Consider the following 15370-nt stretch of genomic DNA (forward strand, 5'->3'; position numbering starts at 1 on the left):
TCTGCTATTACGCGGTTGATCATTCTCAATAAAGTCTCAACTTTTGTTGAATGATTTGTTCGCATCGAGAGTAAATAAGCATATCGAAAGTAGATAGGTTGAGTGCTAAGTAATTTTTCAGATTGGGGCTGTTTCTGCTTAACCGATGTGTTCCATGGTGCAATCAAAGCTTACCCAGCCGTGTTTTCGTTGTTCGTAAATAGAGACCGTTGGTTCTGCAAATTCTTTATTGTTAAACAAACCCATCGGAATCACGGCGTAATCTGGTGCGTCCGATAAGAGTAAGCGCATGGTCGTGCCGCACGCAGGGCAAAACTCGTATTGAACTTGATTGCCTGAATCAGCAATTCGAATGTAACTGGTGACCTCACCATCGAGGATGACTTGGTCTTTGTTGAATCGAGCTTGAACGCCGAACACGCTGCCAGTTCGCTTTTGGCATTCGAAGCAGTGACAGATAGAAGTGCGAATGGGCTCCGCCGTGCAACGAAGTTGGACTAAGCCACAGGCACACTCGCATGTGTGGGTGATTTTTGTCATCGTTATTACCTATTGGTTGCCCACCAAACAGTTTAGTTTAATTTTGAAACACTTGAGTCAAATCGAACGAGTAGGCGTTGAGGTCTTCACGGGTGAATTGGTATATACTCCGAACATAATTAAGAGAACAAGAACACAAGGAAGTCTTCATGGCTCGTAAGAGAATCCTACCTATCCCTCTCATTCTACTGATCCCAATCGTCCTGTTAGCTGTGGTGATCATTGCGGGCATTTATCGATTTAGTCTGTCCAATGAAGAGATTATGGCGAAGTTTCCTCAAGCGCAGGCACAATCTAATCCTATCGTGGCCGAAGTTCTGGGGATTCAGTCACGAAATCCGTGGACGGTTCAAGTTCCTGAGCAAGGTGCGGTAACGTTTCTAGAAGATTGGGATAAAGAGAACAGCTTCCTAAAAGGTCAATACGACGCAGGTGGCACCAGAGGTGAAGTGCTAGTTCCTACCGAGTTTATTGCTCAACGCGACATCAATGAAACCCCTTGGATTGTCGCGCCAGTGATTGTGACGACACAAGGTTCAGGGGCGTTTTATTACATCGGTTTGTTCAAATTTGATGCTGTGCCAAGCCGAGTTGTGCTATTGAACAGTGTTTTCATTGGTGACCGAATTCAGATGTCTTCTTTGAAGTGGGAGAGTGATACGCAAATTTCGCTTTCTTATCTTCAACATGGCGAAGATCAAGCGATGGCAGAACAACCAAATCAATTGAATTCAGCGACGCTTAAACGTGTAGGTAATAACCTACATATGCAACAGTAATGAATTTTTTTGTCTTCTGTAAAAAATAAGTGTTTTCTGCGCTAGATCTCGTAATTTCATAGTGATTTCTTATGCGGGAATGCATAAGCTATGAGCCTTGTTATAAAGGAGATAGTAATTCCCGTGTCTACAAATGAAATTACAACAAGACGGTTGCCGAATCTGACAAGTCGTAAAGCGCTACTGTTGTACTCCTTGCCAGTATTAGTTGCGATTGGTGTTTCCAACTCTCTCAAAGAGTCTTCCCTTACCAAAACCATCGCATTGAACCTGCCAGAATCGCAGGTTGTCGAAAATATTCTTGATGCGACAACAGCAGAAGTTGTCACTCCACCCAATTTTGAATACCAAATCCAAGCAGGTGATAACCTGAGTACCATTTTTAGCCAACTGGGCTTCGGCTACAGCTCGTTGATGAAAGTGATGGAAACGGATTTGAACTTCCTTGCTCTTGATACCCTGAAACCTGGCAATACATTGCGTTTCTGGCGTGATGAATCGACAGGCGAGCTACAAAAGATGGAGCTTCAGTTCTCCATTGCCGATAAAGTGGTTTACCACCGTAATGACGATGGCAGCTACGATTTCTCAGACATCTCAATTCCTGGTGTGTGGCAACAAGAGCCATTGGTTGGTGTGATTCGAGGCAGTTTCTCGTCATCCGCAAATCGCTTAGGCTTGAGCTCCGCTGAAATCAGCCAAGTGGTTAACCTGCTAAAAGAGCAAGTGAACTTCGGTAAAGATTTACGTGCTGGTGACCGATTTGAAGTGGTTCGCCGATCTCAAAGCATTGATGGCGTACCAACTGGCAAGAACGAAATAGAAGCAATCAAAATTTATAACCGTGGTCGTGAAGTTACCGCTTATCTTCATACCGACGGTCAATTCTATAACGCGAAAGGCGAGAGCCTACAGCGTGCCTTCCAACGTTATCCTGTCAGCCGTAGCTGGCGTATCAGCTCTGGCTTTAATCCGACACGTCTTCACCCTGTAACAGGGCGTGTTGCACCGCACAACGGTACGGACTGGGCTGTGCCTATTGGTACACCAGTAGAAGCGACCGGTGACGGTACTGTTATCATGACGCGTAAACACCCATATGCGGGCAACTACGTGGTGATCGAGCACGGTAGCAAGTACAAAACGCGTTACTTGCACCTTAGCAAGATCCTCGTGAAGAAAGGCCAAAAGGTTTCTCGTGGTCAACGTATTGGTCTATCTGGTAAAACAGGGCGTGTGACAGGTCCGCACCTTCACTACGAGTTGATCGAATACGGTCGTCCGGTGAACGCAATGCGTGCCAACATTCCTATGGCGAGTTCAGTGCCGAAGAAGGAAATGGCGAGCTTTGTCGCTAATCGAGACGAGATGGACAAACTGCTGAAAGACAAAGAAAAAGCAGTTTTATAAAATACAAAAAAGACCAAACATTGTTTGGTCTTTTTTATGCGCTTTTCACTTGTTTTTCGTTGATGATACTTATCAGTTCATTGACGTTGTGTGGCCTCGAATAGAAGTAGCCTTGGATGTGGTGGCACCCCATCTCTATCAGTTTCTGTAAGGCTCTGTCGTCTTCAACCCCTTCCGCAATCAAATCGACTTCTAACAGTTGTGCTAATTGAGCAATGAGCAGCACCACTTGTTCTGACGTGGTGTTCGCCAACATATTTCTCACAAAGGTGGCATCAATTTTAATGCTGTCGATAGGGTAGTTATGGATGTAGTTCAGACTAGAATAACCCGTACCGAAATCATCCAGTGCAACTTTAAACCCGAGATAACGAAGTGAGTTCAGAACCATCTGTTCGCGGCCACTTTGTGACAACAAAACCGTTTCGGTGAGCTCAATAACAAAGTCAGTCGCTTGGTGGTCGTATTTCTCCAAAATACGCGTTAAAAAGTTCATGTAACGGTTTGAATCGACCAGTTCGTGTGCAGAACAGTTAATAGAAAGCTTCACGTTGTAGCCAAGCTGTCGTTCAAGATCTTGTTTCGCACGGCAAGCCAGTTCAACAATTCGTTCGCCTAGCTCTATGATCAACCCGGATTGTTCGGCTGCTTCAATAAACTCTACGGGAGAGACACTGCCGTAAACGCTGCTGTTCCATCGCGCTAGGATTTCAAAGTAATCCCAGCGGTCACTGGTGATGTCCACAATCGGTTGAACGACGACGTATAGCTCTTCGTTTTCATCGATACTCAAACGCAGTTGTTCGCGCAGTGCTTCAATCAACTGTGTTTGGCGATGATAGAGCGCACTTAAATGGGTGTCGTAGTGTTGTATGCGTGTATCTCGGTGCTTTTTACAGTCTTTGAGCGCTAGGCTGGCATTGAGAATTAGGTCGTCGCTGTTGAGCATATGAACAGGAGCACGAGCAATACCAATGCTGACCGTAAAGGAAATACGGTTGGATTTGTCTGAATAACCCGCTTCAATCTTATCTAGAATTTCCTGACAAACCGCGACAGGGTCTTCGTCATAAGTGATGAAGGCAAACTCGTCTCCTGCAACACGGAACGCGTTATTTGGTGACGTTAAGCTCTGCTGAATCGCATTTGCGGTGAATTTGATAATTTGGTCGCCAATGTAGTTACCGTTAATGTCGTTAATTGATTTGAAATTATCGATATCCAAATAGGCGAGGCTAAAAGGACGCGTAGCTTGTTGTGTGAGTGTTTCTAGCGTGTCTGCCAAACAACTGCGATTGAGCAAACCAGTGAGGTTGTCATGGGAGACTTCATAACTCAGTTGATTAAGCAGTTTGTCTGAACGTTCACTGATCCACTTCTCTCTTAAGCTGTGGATGATCACGTTGGACAAGAAACGGTGATAGAAGATGATTTCCTTTGCCTCTTGCTCATTGATGGCGCGAGGAAAGGTCGAAAGTAAGATACCAAGCACTTCCCCATTGTGTGTTTTCAGTGGAAGGCCGATGTAAGCTTGAATGCCAGCATCTTGGAATAGCTGGTCTTTAGGGTAGAGACGGTAGACCTCATCTTGATAGAAAATAATCTCACCGATGTCTTGTGCCACCTTTTCGCAAGGTGTGCCCTCTAATCCATAACACATGCTGTCAGCAATGGTGCCACCACTTGAATTGGAAAGTGTTACGGCACAGTGCTGTAGGTGCGCTATTTCCACTACACATGTGCAGTAGCTTTGAAACTGTTGATGGAGCTCCAGCGTTACTCTATCGAGTAATGCACTACCGTTAAGTTTTAGAATCTCATCAAGCAATTGGATACTGTTTTGTTCATGATCCATTGAATATTTCACCCGACGTTGTGTTTTGCCATATCGTGTTTATGTTGGTTTTGTTACACGATCTTTTCTCATTTAATCGATATGCATCACGTTAACTATTGTTTACTTCACGTGATTTTTCAAACTCTGATTGCTTAAGAAAGGCATTTTTCAACTAATGGGTTAGCAAGGACTGAATCAACCTCTCACAAAAGTGGCAGTCTCCTTGGTAGTGACTAGATACTAGAGACTGCGCTATGTCGTCTTTTATGAGAGTTTCCTAAGCTATTCACAGACGACGGCGACTTTCTCACTTGCTGCGGTGTTGGCTGGTACAGGATGGTCGATCAGTCGGATAGGAGATTCATACAGTGCAGACAGCGCTTGTTCGTCGAGTAACTTATCAGCGCTTCCTTCAAATGCGATATGACCTCTTTTTAAAGCAACGATGTGTGTCGCGTAGCGCAGTGCGAGGTTCAAGTCATGCAAGATGACAATCACACCCACATCTTCTTTTTTGTTCAGTTCAGACAGCAAACTCATCAGTTGAAATTGGTGATGAACATCCAGTGCTGACGTTGGCTCATCGAGGATTAATACTGGTGACTGCTGAGCAAGCAACATAGATACCCAAGCTCGCTGGCGTTCACCACCGGACAAATCGTCCGCTAGTGCCTGCGAGAATTCAGCAACGCCCGTTCTTTCCATCGCTTGTTGGATAATGGATTGATCTTCTGAGTTCCAAAGACCAAATGTGCCTCGCCAAGGAAAACGCCCTAGACGAACCAACTCTTCTACCGTTAAGCCTGCAGAAGCTGGGAGCTTTTGCGGTAGATACGCGATCTTCTTGGCTAGGTTTCTGCTTTTTAAAGAGGAGAGAGAAGCACCATTTAACTCTACCGTACCGTGGTCCGGTGCCATTTGCCCTGAGAGCAAGTTAACCAATGTCGATTTTCCTGAACCGTTGTGACCAAGAATCACGGTGAGTTCATTCGTTGGAATGGAAAGCTCGTCAATTGAGAGAATGGTTCGCTCATCACGAACGACTTTGATGTTTGAAAGTTGAAACATGTCAGTAATGCCTCGACCAACAAAGTCACTTGATAAAAGCAAATGCACCTTTACTGGCCTTTGAAATTAGATGGTGGTGTTAAGCGCTCTTCTTGTTGTCTGGATGCCTAGGACAATCGTCACAATATTTCCCAGAGTCACACTTATAGACTAAGCAGCAGCTGACCCTAACGAGCTTAAGCATTCCCGAAGTATCGTCGATTTTGAGGCTGGCTAAATGACTATCTGGCAGTTGGCATGCCGCTAACCATAGTTTCGCTTGCTCGGTTATATACTCATTGGTCAGGCTTTGCTCGTGCTGTTGCAGTTTGATTAAACAACCCAATAATAGATCCGCGAGTAAATGGTTGGTAAAGCCCGGGCGGATGCGTGTCCACTCACTAATCTGCTCGCGGAAAAACTCAGTGAGTTCAAGTATGGCTTTACCAGCGTGTGGGATTAACTCTTCTGGTGTGCCGTGCTGATGGTCACCATTGAAGAAACGGTATCCTGTGACGAACTCTTTATACCTAAATTGACCAATATTCTTGATATCGGGCAGCGAATGAAGGCCGTATATTGAAACAAAGGTGACATAGACAGGTTGCCAGCATACTAGGTCCCAAGTTCGTGTTAACCAGTAGGCTTTACCCGCTTCAGGTTGACTCTTTGCAAGGCCATCGTATACGCGCTTGATTTCGATATGGCTATTATCATTCGTAATAGCGATACTTTTGCTGCTCAGAGAACCATAACTTCCACTAAGATAAGGCGTAATTTGTTTAGAGTAAGCGAAGATTTTTTGGTGTAGAGAAGGGGCTCTCCGACGAGTGAAAACATTGTGCAGCTGGGAAAGCATCTTAAACCATTAAATGAGAATTAATTGCGTTATCATAGCGAACCTTATCGATGATAACCATACAAAATGGGGCATCTCCTCGGAGAAATTTCAATGAGAGCTAAGGATGAATTGGGTGCACTTTAGCCATTTTTAAGTGATAAAAGCGCCTTTAAATGATAAAAGTATCTCTGACATCTAATACGTTATGACCACTACCGAGAATTTGATTGCTTGACTATGAACACACCTGCATTTGACCGTATCAGCCGCGTTTTGGCTTATATCCATGCGAACCTCAGCTCGACACTATCATTAGAGGATATTGCGAAGCAGAGTTGCTGGTCACGATGGCAATTGCAAAGGGTGTTTCAGGCTGAAACCGGGCTGACTGTTGCAAACTACGTGAGAGAACTTAAGTTAAGCCAAGCGGCTGAAGAATTGTTGGACAGCAAAGAGCGAGTGATCGATATCGCCCTTGGACTCGGATTCAATTCAGAAATTAGTTTTAGTCGTTCGTTTAAGCAGATGTTTGGTTCAAGCCCTAGTCAGTACAGAAAAGCGGGAAAAAGAGTAGGGCTAAGAAAGCCGATACAAGTGTCTGAAACGGTAAGCGCTGAAGAAAAGGGCGCGCTAAGTTTTGTTAATGTGCGTATCGACGAAAGAGAGCCTTTCTTGGTTAAGGGGATTACCTCGGAAATCAGTGGTTTGTTTTCACTGACGCAAGATTTTGCCCAGAAAGTCCCGCAACTGTGGTCGCGTTTAGAAGGAGAAGTGTCGCTTCCTGATGAGAATGCCTTTCAATTTATTGGCGTTGTCGACCTTACTCGATCGAGTTTTGATGGTACTAATATCCGCTATTGGGCTGGGGTCGAACTTAAAGACGAAATCTCAATCCCTCAATTGCCAAGCATTATCTCTGATAAATTAGAGGTCTTATCCGTTCCTAAACAAACCTATGCAGTGGTTAAACACTGTGGCCCGATTGAGAATCTTCGATACACTCTGAGTTGGTTCGTACTTAATTGGTTGCCTAAATCTGGTTATCGAGGTGTCGACGGTTACGAACTTGAAGTGTACCCGTCAGCCTATAAATCTAATGCCGCAGATGCCGTCATGGAATACTGGGTGCCTATTATTAAATCGTAGTCATATCTTCTTTCTGCGTACTCCCTACAAAGCCTCTCAACCAATAAGGTTAATTGTATTTTTAATCATCAATTGACCTAACTCTTCTCAAAATTGGCCAAGTTCTTTTGGAATTTGCACCAAATTGTTAATTATCCCTTTTATAGATACATACAATGCAAATGAGATTTATTACTATTTAAGTTAAGCATTGGTACCGAGGGAATCATGACCACTCACGTTCGTTTTAAGTATTCATCACTGGCAGTTGCGTTGTTGACTGCATTTTCCACGCAGGCTTTAGCAGAAGAAGCTGTTACAGCGACAGATTCGAACATAGAAACTATCACTGTTTTAGGAAAAGCTTATCGTAATACTGCAACTAAGTCGGCGCTTGAGCCAGAAGAAACGCCTCAAGGTATTACCGTTATTGATGAAGAACAGTTAGAGCAACGAGGTGTTCAATCTTTGAATCAAGCCCTTCGTTATGCACCGGGTGTTGTAACTGAAAACCGTGGTAGTTCGGTAGCCATGTTTGATTCGTACTCTATCCGTGGTTTTGCGACCAACAACGTTAACTACTACGATGGTCTTTCGCTTCAATTCTTAAATGGTTGGAACCTACAACCACAGATTGACCCGATTGCAATGCAGCAAGTCGAGATCTTTAAAGGACCAACTTCTGTACTTTATGGTGCAATGCCACCGGGTGGTATGGTGAATATGATCGCGAAAGCCCCGCAAACAGAGCAATCTACTAAGGTTGGCGTTGCGACGGGATCACGTAATTTACAGGAAGCTTCTATCGATACCACTGGTCAGTTTGGCGACAGTGATTTTTCTTACCGTTTGATCGCGCTTGCTCGTAAACAAGATAGCCAAGTTGATAATGCAGAAGAAGAGCGATACCTAATTGCTCCCTCAGTGGATTGGCAAGCAACTGACAGTACATTAGTTAACTTTAACCTTTACTACCAAAAAGATCCTTCAATGGGCATTAACTCGGCAATGCCATTAGATGTTCTGAAAGTAAGCGATCCATCCGTTTCGATGGGTGATAAGAATTGGAATACGTTGGAACGTGAAGTGTTGATGGTTGGTTATAAGATTAACCATGACTTCAATGATAAATGGACATTCTTACAGAATGCTCGTTACACCGATGCGTCTCTATACCAAGAGAACACTTATCATGTGAGTTACGACCCAAGCACGCCGAACCAGCTGGATCGTTATTTGTATTCAACGGATGAAAGCTTCAAAGGCTTTGTTATTGATAACCAGTTGAGCGGCATCATCAATGTTGGGTCTGTCGAACACAATCTATTGCTTGGTCTAGATTACCAAGACTTAGACGGTAATGTTAACTACTCGTCTTACATTGCGAATGGCAGTGGCTTTAATAGCTTTGATCCATTGAACCCTAACAATGATCTGTTAGATCGTAGCGATGTAACTAAAATGGGTGAATATCTAGATGACACAACATCAAGCCAACTGGGCTTTTACCTGCAAGACCAAATCCGTTTAGATGCACTAGTGTTGATTGCTGGCGCACGATTTGACCATTACAAATCAGAGAGTGATTACTACGCGCATGAATCTGATCATAAACAGTTTACTTACCGCTTAGGGGCTCTGTATCAGTTTGACAATGGGTTAGCACCTTTTGCTAGTTACGCGACGAGCTTTGAACCAGCGCCGGGTGTTGATAAGGCTGGTAATGAGTTTGACCCAGAGACAGCACAGCAAGCAGAGATTGGTGTGAAATACCTGTCTGATGATATGTCGAAAGAAGCAACGGTTTCTCTATTCCATATTGTGAAAGAAGACATGTTGATGACAGACCCAACCAACGTTTATGGCCCAAGAATCCAAGTGGGTGAAGTGGTATCGCAAGGTGCAGAGCTATCAGGACGTTGGTTCGCGACCGAGAACTTCGATATTACTGCAGCATATACGTATGTTGACATGGAAATTACTGAAGACTCTAACAACGGTTTAGAAGGTACGACGCCAATTTATGTACCTGAACACACGGCTAATATGTGGGCAAACTACAACGTATTTAACGGCATGCTAGCGGGCTCTCGATTCAGCGTAGGTGCTCGTTACGTTGGCGAAATGCAAATGGATGCGAGTAATACACAAGGTAAAGTTCCGTCTTACACGGTGGTTGATTTGTCTGTAGGTTACGACTTAGGGGCAGCTAGCGATACGCTATCTGGTGCAACAGCGAACCTAGCCGTGAACAATGTTTTCAACGAAGAGTATTACGCGTGTTACGACCAATCGAACTGCTGGTTCGGTGCAGAGCAATCTGTCGAGCTTAGTGTGAACTATGAGTTCTAACTAGGTTAGGAATATCACTACTAAAGCAGCCTTAATTCGGCTGCTTTTGTCGTTTGAACAAATATCGAATTTAGATTAAGTAGGCAAATATATGAGCTTAAAATCAATCGCTTCCCATTTTTCTAAAGCAAAAAATTTGAATACAAAACTCACTCTGTCTGTTTTAGCTGGCACTTTATCGTTTAATGCGATGGCGGATTACCAAGTCGAAGATAGTGAAGGTGTTAAGACTATTAAAGCTCAACCCGTTAGAGTGGCGGCACTGAACTGGGATATAGCTGAGCAAGTGATCGAACTAGGCGTAACACCGGTCGCGGTGCCTGATATTGCAGGGTACAGTGATTGGGTTGTGCAACCTGCGATTCCAAAAGGTGTGGCGGATATTGGTACTCGAACAGAGCCTAACTTTTCTGCACTTAAGAAGCTTAACCCTGATGTGATCCTTATTGCTTCGCCTCAGAAAGATCTGCAAGAGCGACTCTCTGAAATTGCGCCAGTATTTTATTATCAAACTTATAGTGAGCAGCATAGCAACGCGGCGGCGGCTATCGAGAACTTTAAGAAGATAGCTCAATTGCTTGGCAAAGAAGAACAAGCGAACAATAAACTGGCTGAGATGGATGCGCGTATTGCTGTTCTAAAGGCTGAGTTAGCCAAGGCGTATCAAGGTGACAAACCGAAAGTTACTTCATTCCGTTTTGCCAGCACCACTTCGGTGTACATTTACGGTGATAACTCGATCCCGCAGTATGCGCTTGAGCAGTTAGGCTTTGAAAATGCAATGGATCTTCCTGCGAGTCAGTGGGGTATCAGTCAAAAGCGTATGACGGAGCTTAAGAAGGTGAAGAATGGCATTGCGCTTTACTTCGAACCTTTCCCATACCAAGACAAATTAAATCAGTCCCCAATCTGGAAGAGTATGCCTTTCGTGCGTAATGGCCAATTTAGCCCAGTAGCGGCAAGTTGGAGCTACGGCGGGGCGATGTCGATTTTGTATAACGCTGAAGCCATGGCGCAATCGTTGTTGACGCTAGCGGAGCAGTAATGAGATTCAGTGGTTTGATGATGGGGGCGGTGTTATTGCTCGCCGCCTCTGTTCATTTATGGCTAGGTCAGTCTGAATTTGGTCCCGTTGATGAGTTGTTCCGGCAAATCTCACAGATTAGTGACACCGCTTCGTTCGAACGAATGGTCGATGATTCATTCGAGTTGATGGCGTTAGCCTATGTAAACTTACCTCGTTTGGTAATGGCGATTTTGGTTGGTGGAACACTCGGTACTATAGGTAGCCTGTTTCAACAGCTAACACAGAATCGCATGATGTCTCCGCTTACCTTAGGTACATCGTCCGGTGCATGGCTTGGTCTGGTCATTCTAAATGTGGTCGCGCCGATGTTGGTGGCTCAGTATTCAGTTTGGTTTGCGCTGGTCGGGGCTTTGCTTGCAATGGGGCTTATTGTTTCCATTGTTGGCATCAAAAACATGAGTGGCTTGCCAATTGTTTTGGCCGGTATGGCGGTTAACTTACTGTTAGGCGCATTTGCGACCGCGATTATCTTACTTAACGACCAGTACGCACAAAACCTGTTTGTATGGGGAGCTGGCGATCTTGGGCAAAACGGTTGGGAACAAGTGCTTTGGTTAATGCCTAAGTTACTGCCAATCTCTGCTATTTTTCTGTTGGCACCGAGGGTTTTGACGTTGCTTTCTATTGGTACGGAAGGAGCTGCTGCGCGTGGCCTTAACATAGGTACAACCTTTTTCGTGCTAATGGCAATCGGCGTGTGGTTGGTTTCAGTGTCGATTACCTCGGTGGGTGTTATCAGCTTTATTGGTTTGATTGCCCCAAATATCGCGAGGCACTTGGGCTTTTTAAAGGCGAAATCAGAACTCATTGCAAGCTGTGCGTTAGGCGCACTATTACTCTGTGTGACCGACAGTCTGGCAATATTCTTAGCTCAATGGTCTTTGGATATGATTCCAACAGGAACGGCAACCGCGGTGATTGGAGCTCCAGCTTTGATCATTATTGCCCGCAAACAAATGTCTGCCCAAGATCAAATGTTTTTCTCTATGCCGAAAGGTCCAAAGTCTATCTCATCTTTGGCTTATTTCTTGTTGTTCATCATGATCTTCGGTTTGTTGGCGTTAAGTACATTGTCACAACCGGCTTCTGATATGGGCTACTTTACAATTCCAGATGCGTTTGAATGGTCAATCCGTTGGCCTAGGATGTTAACTGCGATATTTGCTGGTGGGGGCCTTGCTGTCGCTGGTGTGATTTTACAACGCTTGGTTTATAACCCACTTGCGAGCCCAGACATCCTCGGTGTATCGGCGGGTGCTGTTTTAGCATTGATTTTCAGTAGCCTGTTTATGGGATACTCGATTCATTCACTAAGCCCGTGGATTGCGTTTTTGGGCAGCGCTATTGCACTGTGTTTGCTGTTATTCCTTGGTAAGAAGCATCAGTTTGCACCCTCGATTCTCATCCTGACGGGTATCTCGCTGACCGCAGTGTTGGAGGCTTTAGTGCAGTTCTCTTTAACGCGAGTAGGGGAAGGGAAGTACACCCTGTTGGCGTGGTTAGCTGGCTCTACTTATCGTGTTGAACCTGATGCGGCAACGATCATGGCTATCGTGATAACCGTTTGTATTGGTGCTGCTTTACTGTTGAGCCGTTGGGTGACTTTAATTGCTACTGGTCGTCAGTTTGCCAGTGCAAGAGGGTTGAACATCAACATCGCCTATGTTGCTCTATTGTGCATTGTCGCGATTTTATGTTCGATGGTGACAACCACCATGGGGCCGGTTGCTTTTGTCGGGTTACTGGCCCCACATATTGCAGCGATGGTTGGTGCGCGCTTGGTTCGAGAACAGATCATCTTATCGTTTTTGATTGGTGCGGCACTAATGTTGTTCGCCGACTGGTTAGGACAAGTGGTAGTTTTCCCCGCTCAGCTTGCGGCAGGCACGTTGGTTTCTATTATCGGTGGCAGCTACTTCATCTTCTTGTTGCTGAAATCCCGAAATTCGTAGGTTTGTGAGTAGGCTGAAGGTTTTTGTCATCAAATATCAGCGAACCTTGTTCTTAGTATGATTTGGTGCGTTGGCTCTTTTAGAGTGAGGAAAGTGATAACTTCTTATCTATCACTCAAAAGCACTCAAGAAAGACCAACGCACTCTTGCGATTCCCCAGTGCTTTTGCAACCAAAGCGTAATCAGATTAAGCGCGCTTTTCTTCTTCTAAGCGACTCTTTAAGTAGTCCAAGAAGAGTTGAGTTCGAGTGTGTTGGTAATCGAGCTTAGGGTAATACGCATAGACGGTGGCTTCATCAGCTGTGATGTCTGGAAGAATCGGCACTAAGGCTCCGGATCTCAGGTCCTCTTTTATCATCACGTTGTTTGATAGCAAGATGCCCATGCCACGTTTTGCGCCGTGAAACAGAGCTTCTGGGTTGGTGGTGGCGAAATTCCCTGAAAGGCTAATGCGTTTCCCACGATTAGTCTTGATTTCTCTTACGGGCTTTTCACCCCAAATCAAAACGTTATGTTGTGACAGTTCCTCAACACTTTGCGGTGTGCCATGTTTCTCTAGGTAACTGGGGGCCGCATAAAACTGGGCCTTGTGTTCGAACAGAGGGCTTGCTTTAAAGCTAAGCGAATTCAATTGCTCTAACTCTCGGCTGATGAACAAATCTAAACTGAGTTCAGGTATTTGACCGGGTAGGGTTGTAATCAATTGCAGCTTTATGTCTGGGTATTTTTCCAGAAAGTCATCAAGGTAATGCACCAAGAACTTAGAGCCGACGGCGAGCGTAGCGCCAATTTTTAGGAGCCCTGCAGGAGATTGGTTAACGGAACGAGTTTCGTCGAGTACGGACTGCCAAGAGTCGAGTTGTACTTTAGCGCGCTCGTAAAACAAAGCGCCTGCCTCGGTTTGGCTAATGGAGCGCGTCGTTCGTTTTAGTAATTGGACGCCGATCTTATCTTCCAACCATTGGATACGTTTGCTGATGGCGGAGCTGGTGGTATTGAGTTTACGTGCTGCTGCATTGAAACTGCCTTCTTCAACAACGCGAATGTAGCTATTAACACTCTGTATCCAATCCATTCAATTCCATCCTCAGGGGAAATAATCCCTTTCCATTTTGGTTGATTATCATCTTTGAGTAACAAATATACACTGTCTGTCGTGAAACTGTCATGTTGTAAGGAGGGTATATTGCGTAAAACACCATTATTATTGGCGATGATGATCATCGCGACTGGTCAAGTAGGCGTCAGCATTTATCTTCCCTCTTTGCCTCTGATCAGTCATGACCTCGCTTTGCAACAGCATACCGTTCAAAACCTAGTGACTTTTTTCCTTGTTGGTTTCGGTGTTTCGCAGCTGTTTTATGGGCCTTTATCGGATGCCATTGGACGAAGACCGGTGTTTCTCTTGGGGCAGAGCGTCTACTTGATTGGTACGGTCATTTGTATTGTGTTTGCTGATCATATTGTTGCCCTTGAAGCCGGACGTTTGTTGCAGGGACTTGGGGCGGGTAGTGCCTCCGTGCTTGGACGCTCCGTCTTGCGTGATAGTTACGATGGGCCACAGTTAACCAAAGCGCTTTCTTACATATCAGTCACAGCGTCCGTGATGCCGATAGTCGCTCCTTTGTTTGGTGGTTGGATTGCCTATCACATCAGTTGGCATGCGGTTTTTGTGTTCGTGCTTGTTTATCTGTTAGCGATTTTTACATTGGGCTTTGCTGTGTTGCATGAAACACTGCCGTATCCCAAGCGACGCTTTGAACCAAAACGTGTAATGCTGAACTACCTTGAATTACTAACCAATAAACAAGTGATTGGCAGCGCAAGCTACAACTGGCTTAGCTACTTATCTGCTTTGGTTACCTTGTCTCTTTATCCATTTTTGATGCAACAAGAGCTTGGATTAACCGCTGCTGATTACGGAACACTAATGATCGTGCCTTCGGCTGGCTTATTGATGGGCAGTTTGGTGCTCAACTTCATCAACTCACGTTATAAAGAACAGCAGATTTTACTGATGAGCTTTGTCATCGTCGCGGCTTCTGGCGTTATGTTACTTTGTTTGCCGTTTAACGTTGTGTCGTTATTGGTGGCGTTCACTTGCTTGAGCTTTGCACAGGGGATGTCTTTTCCTGTGTCAATTAGCCTCTTATTGTCTCCACACAAGCAGCAAGCCGGCGCTGTGTCTGCTTTGTCAGGATCTATCCAGATGTGTTTGGCAGGTTTGTTTGGTGGTTACCTCGTTGAAAGTTGGGTAACAACTCAACATCAATTAGGTATGTTCTACGTTTTAGTCGCCGTTATCTCTTACGTTGTTTTGCTGCTCGGGCAGTTTCGTACGCCTTCAAATGGCTTGGTTCAACCGGAACGTTCATAGTTAAATCTGGTTGCAAGCATTTA

12 protein-coding genes are annotated in these 15370 nt (G+C 44.9%); 7 read left to right on the forward strand and 5 right to left on the reverse strand.

All coding sequences use genetic code 11. The annotated features are described in order from the left end of the window. Positions 1–138: 138 nt before the first annotated feature. Positions 139–540, reverse strand: a complete 402-nt coding sequence (locus H735_RS14550) for a GFA family protein (protein WP_005435541.1) — start codon at positions 538–540, stop codon at positions 139–141. Between the two features lie 149 nt (positions 541–689). Between H735_RS14550 and H735_RS14555 the strand changes: the two genes are divergently transcribed. Both H735_RS14555 and H735_RS14560 read left to right on the forward strand, forming a co-directional pair. Continuing rightward, positions 690–1319 (forward strand): hypothetical protein, encoded by a 630-nt coding sequence (locus tag H735_RS14555; RefSeq protein ID WP_020194784.1) that lies wholly within the window; start codon positions 690–692, stop codon positions 1317–1319. Between the two features lie 123 nt (positions 1320–1442). Further along, positions 1443–2729, forward strand: a complete 1287-nt coding sequence (locus H735_RS14560) for a peptidoglycan DD-metalloendopeptidase family protein (protein WP_027726583.1) — start codon at positions 1443–1445, stop codon at positions 2727–2729. A gap of 34 nt (positions 2730–2763) precedes the next feature. Here the strand turns inward: H735_RS14560 and H735_RS14565 are convergent, their stop codons facing one another. The 3 genes from H735_RS14565 to H735_RS14575 form a co-directional block, all read right to left on the reverse strand. Further along, positions 2764–4584: a putative bifunctional diguanylate cyclase/phosphodiesterase gene (locus H735_RS14565; RefSeq protein WP_020194786.1), complete on the reverse strand. Its 1821-nt coding sequence runs from the start codon at positions 4582–4584 to the stop codon at positions 2764–2766. 264 nt (positions 4585–4848) lie between these two features. Continuing rightward, complete coding sequence (locus tag H735_RS14570) at positions 4849–5634, reverse strand: ABC transporter ATP-binding protein (RefSeq protein WP_027726584.1); 786 nt, start codon at positions 5632–5634, stop codon at positions 4849–4851. Positions 5635–5713: 79 nt separating this feature from the next. After that, positions 5714–6472, reverse strand: coding sequence for a siderophore ferric iron reductase (locus tag H735_RS14575; protein WP_020194788.1), 759 nt, complete (start codon positions 6470–6472; stop codon positions 5714–5716). A 219-nt stretch (positions 6473–6691) separates the two neighbouring features. Here H735_RS14575 and H735_RS14580 point away from each other — a divergent pair, with 219 nt between their 5' ends. From H735_RS14580 to fhuB, 4 genes are all read left to right on the forward strand, one after another. Then, a complete protein-coding gene (locus H735_RS14580; protein WP_020194789.1) occupies positions 6692–7600 on the forward strand; it encodes an AraC family transcriptional regulator in 909 nt (302 codons plus the stop codon). Positions 7601–7807: 207 nt separating this feature from the next. After that, positions 7808–9931, forward strand: a complete 2124-nt coding sequence (locus H735_RS14585; RefSeq protein ID WP_020194790.1) for a TonB-dependent siderophore receptor — start codon at positions 7808–7810, stop codon at positions 9929–9931. 91 nt (positions 9932–10022) lie between these two features. Then, positions 10023–10976, forward strand: a complete 954-nt coding sequence (locus tag H735_RS14590) for an iron-siderophore ABC transporter substrate-binding protein (protein WP_020194791.1) — start codon at positions 10023–10025, stop codon at positions 10974–10976. Further along, positions 10976–12970 carry a Fe(3+)-hydroxamate ABC transporter permease FhuB gene (fhuB, locus tag H735_RS14595; protein WP_020194792.1) on the forward strand — a complete coding sequence of 665 codons (1995 nt, stop codon included), beginning with the start codon at positions 10976–10978 and terminating at the stop codon, positions 12968–12970. The genes H735_RS14590 and fhuB overlap by 1 nt, the downstream gene beginning before the upstream one ends. Before the next feature lie 187 nt (positions 12971–13157). Here fhuB and H735_RS14600 read toward each other — a convergent pair whose 3' ends face one another. After that, positions 13158–14045, reverse strand: a complete 888-nt coding sequence (locus H735_RS14600) for a LysR family transcriptional regulator (protein WP_020194793.1) — start codon at positions 14043–14045, stop codon at positions 13158–13160. Between the two features lie 111 nt (positions 14046–14156). On the opposite strand from H735_RS14600, the gene H735_RS14605 reads away from it, so the two are divergent. Then, positions 14157–15347 (forward strand): multidrug effflux MFS transporter, encoded by a 1191-nt coding sequence (locus H735_RS14605; protein ID WP_020194794.1) that lies wholly within the window; start codon positions 14157–14159, stop codon positions 15345–15347. Positions 15348–15370: the final 23 nt, after the last annotated feature.

It is taken from the genome of Vibrio owensii CAIM 1854 = LMG 25443, assembly GCF_000817815.1.
Classification (GTDB): domain Bacteria; phylum Pseudomonadota; class Gammaproteobacteria; order Enterobacterales; family Vibrionaceae; genus Vibrio; species Vibrio owensii.

Bases quoted from the DNA above. Each gene is read 5' to 3' on its own strand.
- H735_RS14550 (WP_005435541.1), bottom strand. From the start codon at position 540: ATGACAAAAATCACCCACACATGCGAGTGTGCCTGTGGCTTAGTCCAA.
- H735_RS14555 (WP_020194784.1), top strand. From the start codon at position 690: ATGGCTCGTAAGAGAATCCTACCTATCCCTCTCATTCTACTGATCCCA.
- H735_RS14565 (WP_020194786.1), bottom strand. From the start codon at position 4,584: ATGGATCATGAACAAAACAGTATCCAATTGCTTGATGAGATTCTAAAA.
- H735_RS14570 (WP_027726584.1), bottom strand. From the start codon at position 5,634: ATGTTTCAACTTTCAAACATCAAAGTCGTTCGTGATGAGCGAACCATT.
- H735_RS14575 (WP_020194788.1), bottom strand. From the start codon at position 6,472: ATGCTTTCCCAGCTGCACAATGTTTTCACTCGTCGGAGAGCCCCTTCT.
- H735_RS14580 (WP_020194789.1), top strand. From the start codon at position 6,692: ATGAACACACCTGCATTTGACCGTATCAGCCGCGTTTTGGCTTATATC.
- H735_RS14585 (WP_020194790.1), top strand. From the start codon at position 7,808: ATGACCACTCACGTTCGTTTTAAGTATTCATCACTGGCAGTTGCGTTG.
- H735_RS14590 (WP_020194791.1), top strand. From the start codon at position 10,023: ATGAGCTTAAAATCAATCGCTTCCCATTTTTCTAAAGCAAAAAATTTG.
- fhuB (WP_020194792.1), top strand. From the start codon at position 10,976: ATGAGATTCAGTGGTTTGATGATGGGGGCGGTGTTATTGCTCGCCGCC.
- H735_RS14600 (WP_020194793.1), bottom strand. From the start codon at position 14,045: ATGGATTGGATACAGAGTGTTAATAGCTACATTCGCGTTGTTGAAGAA.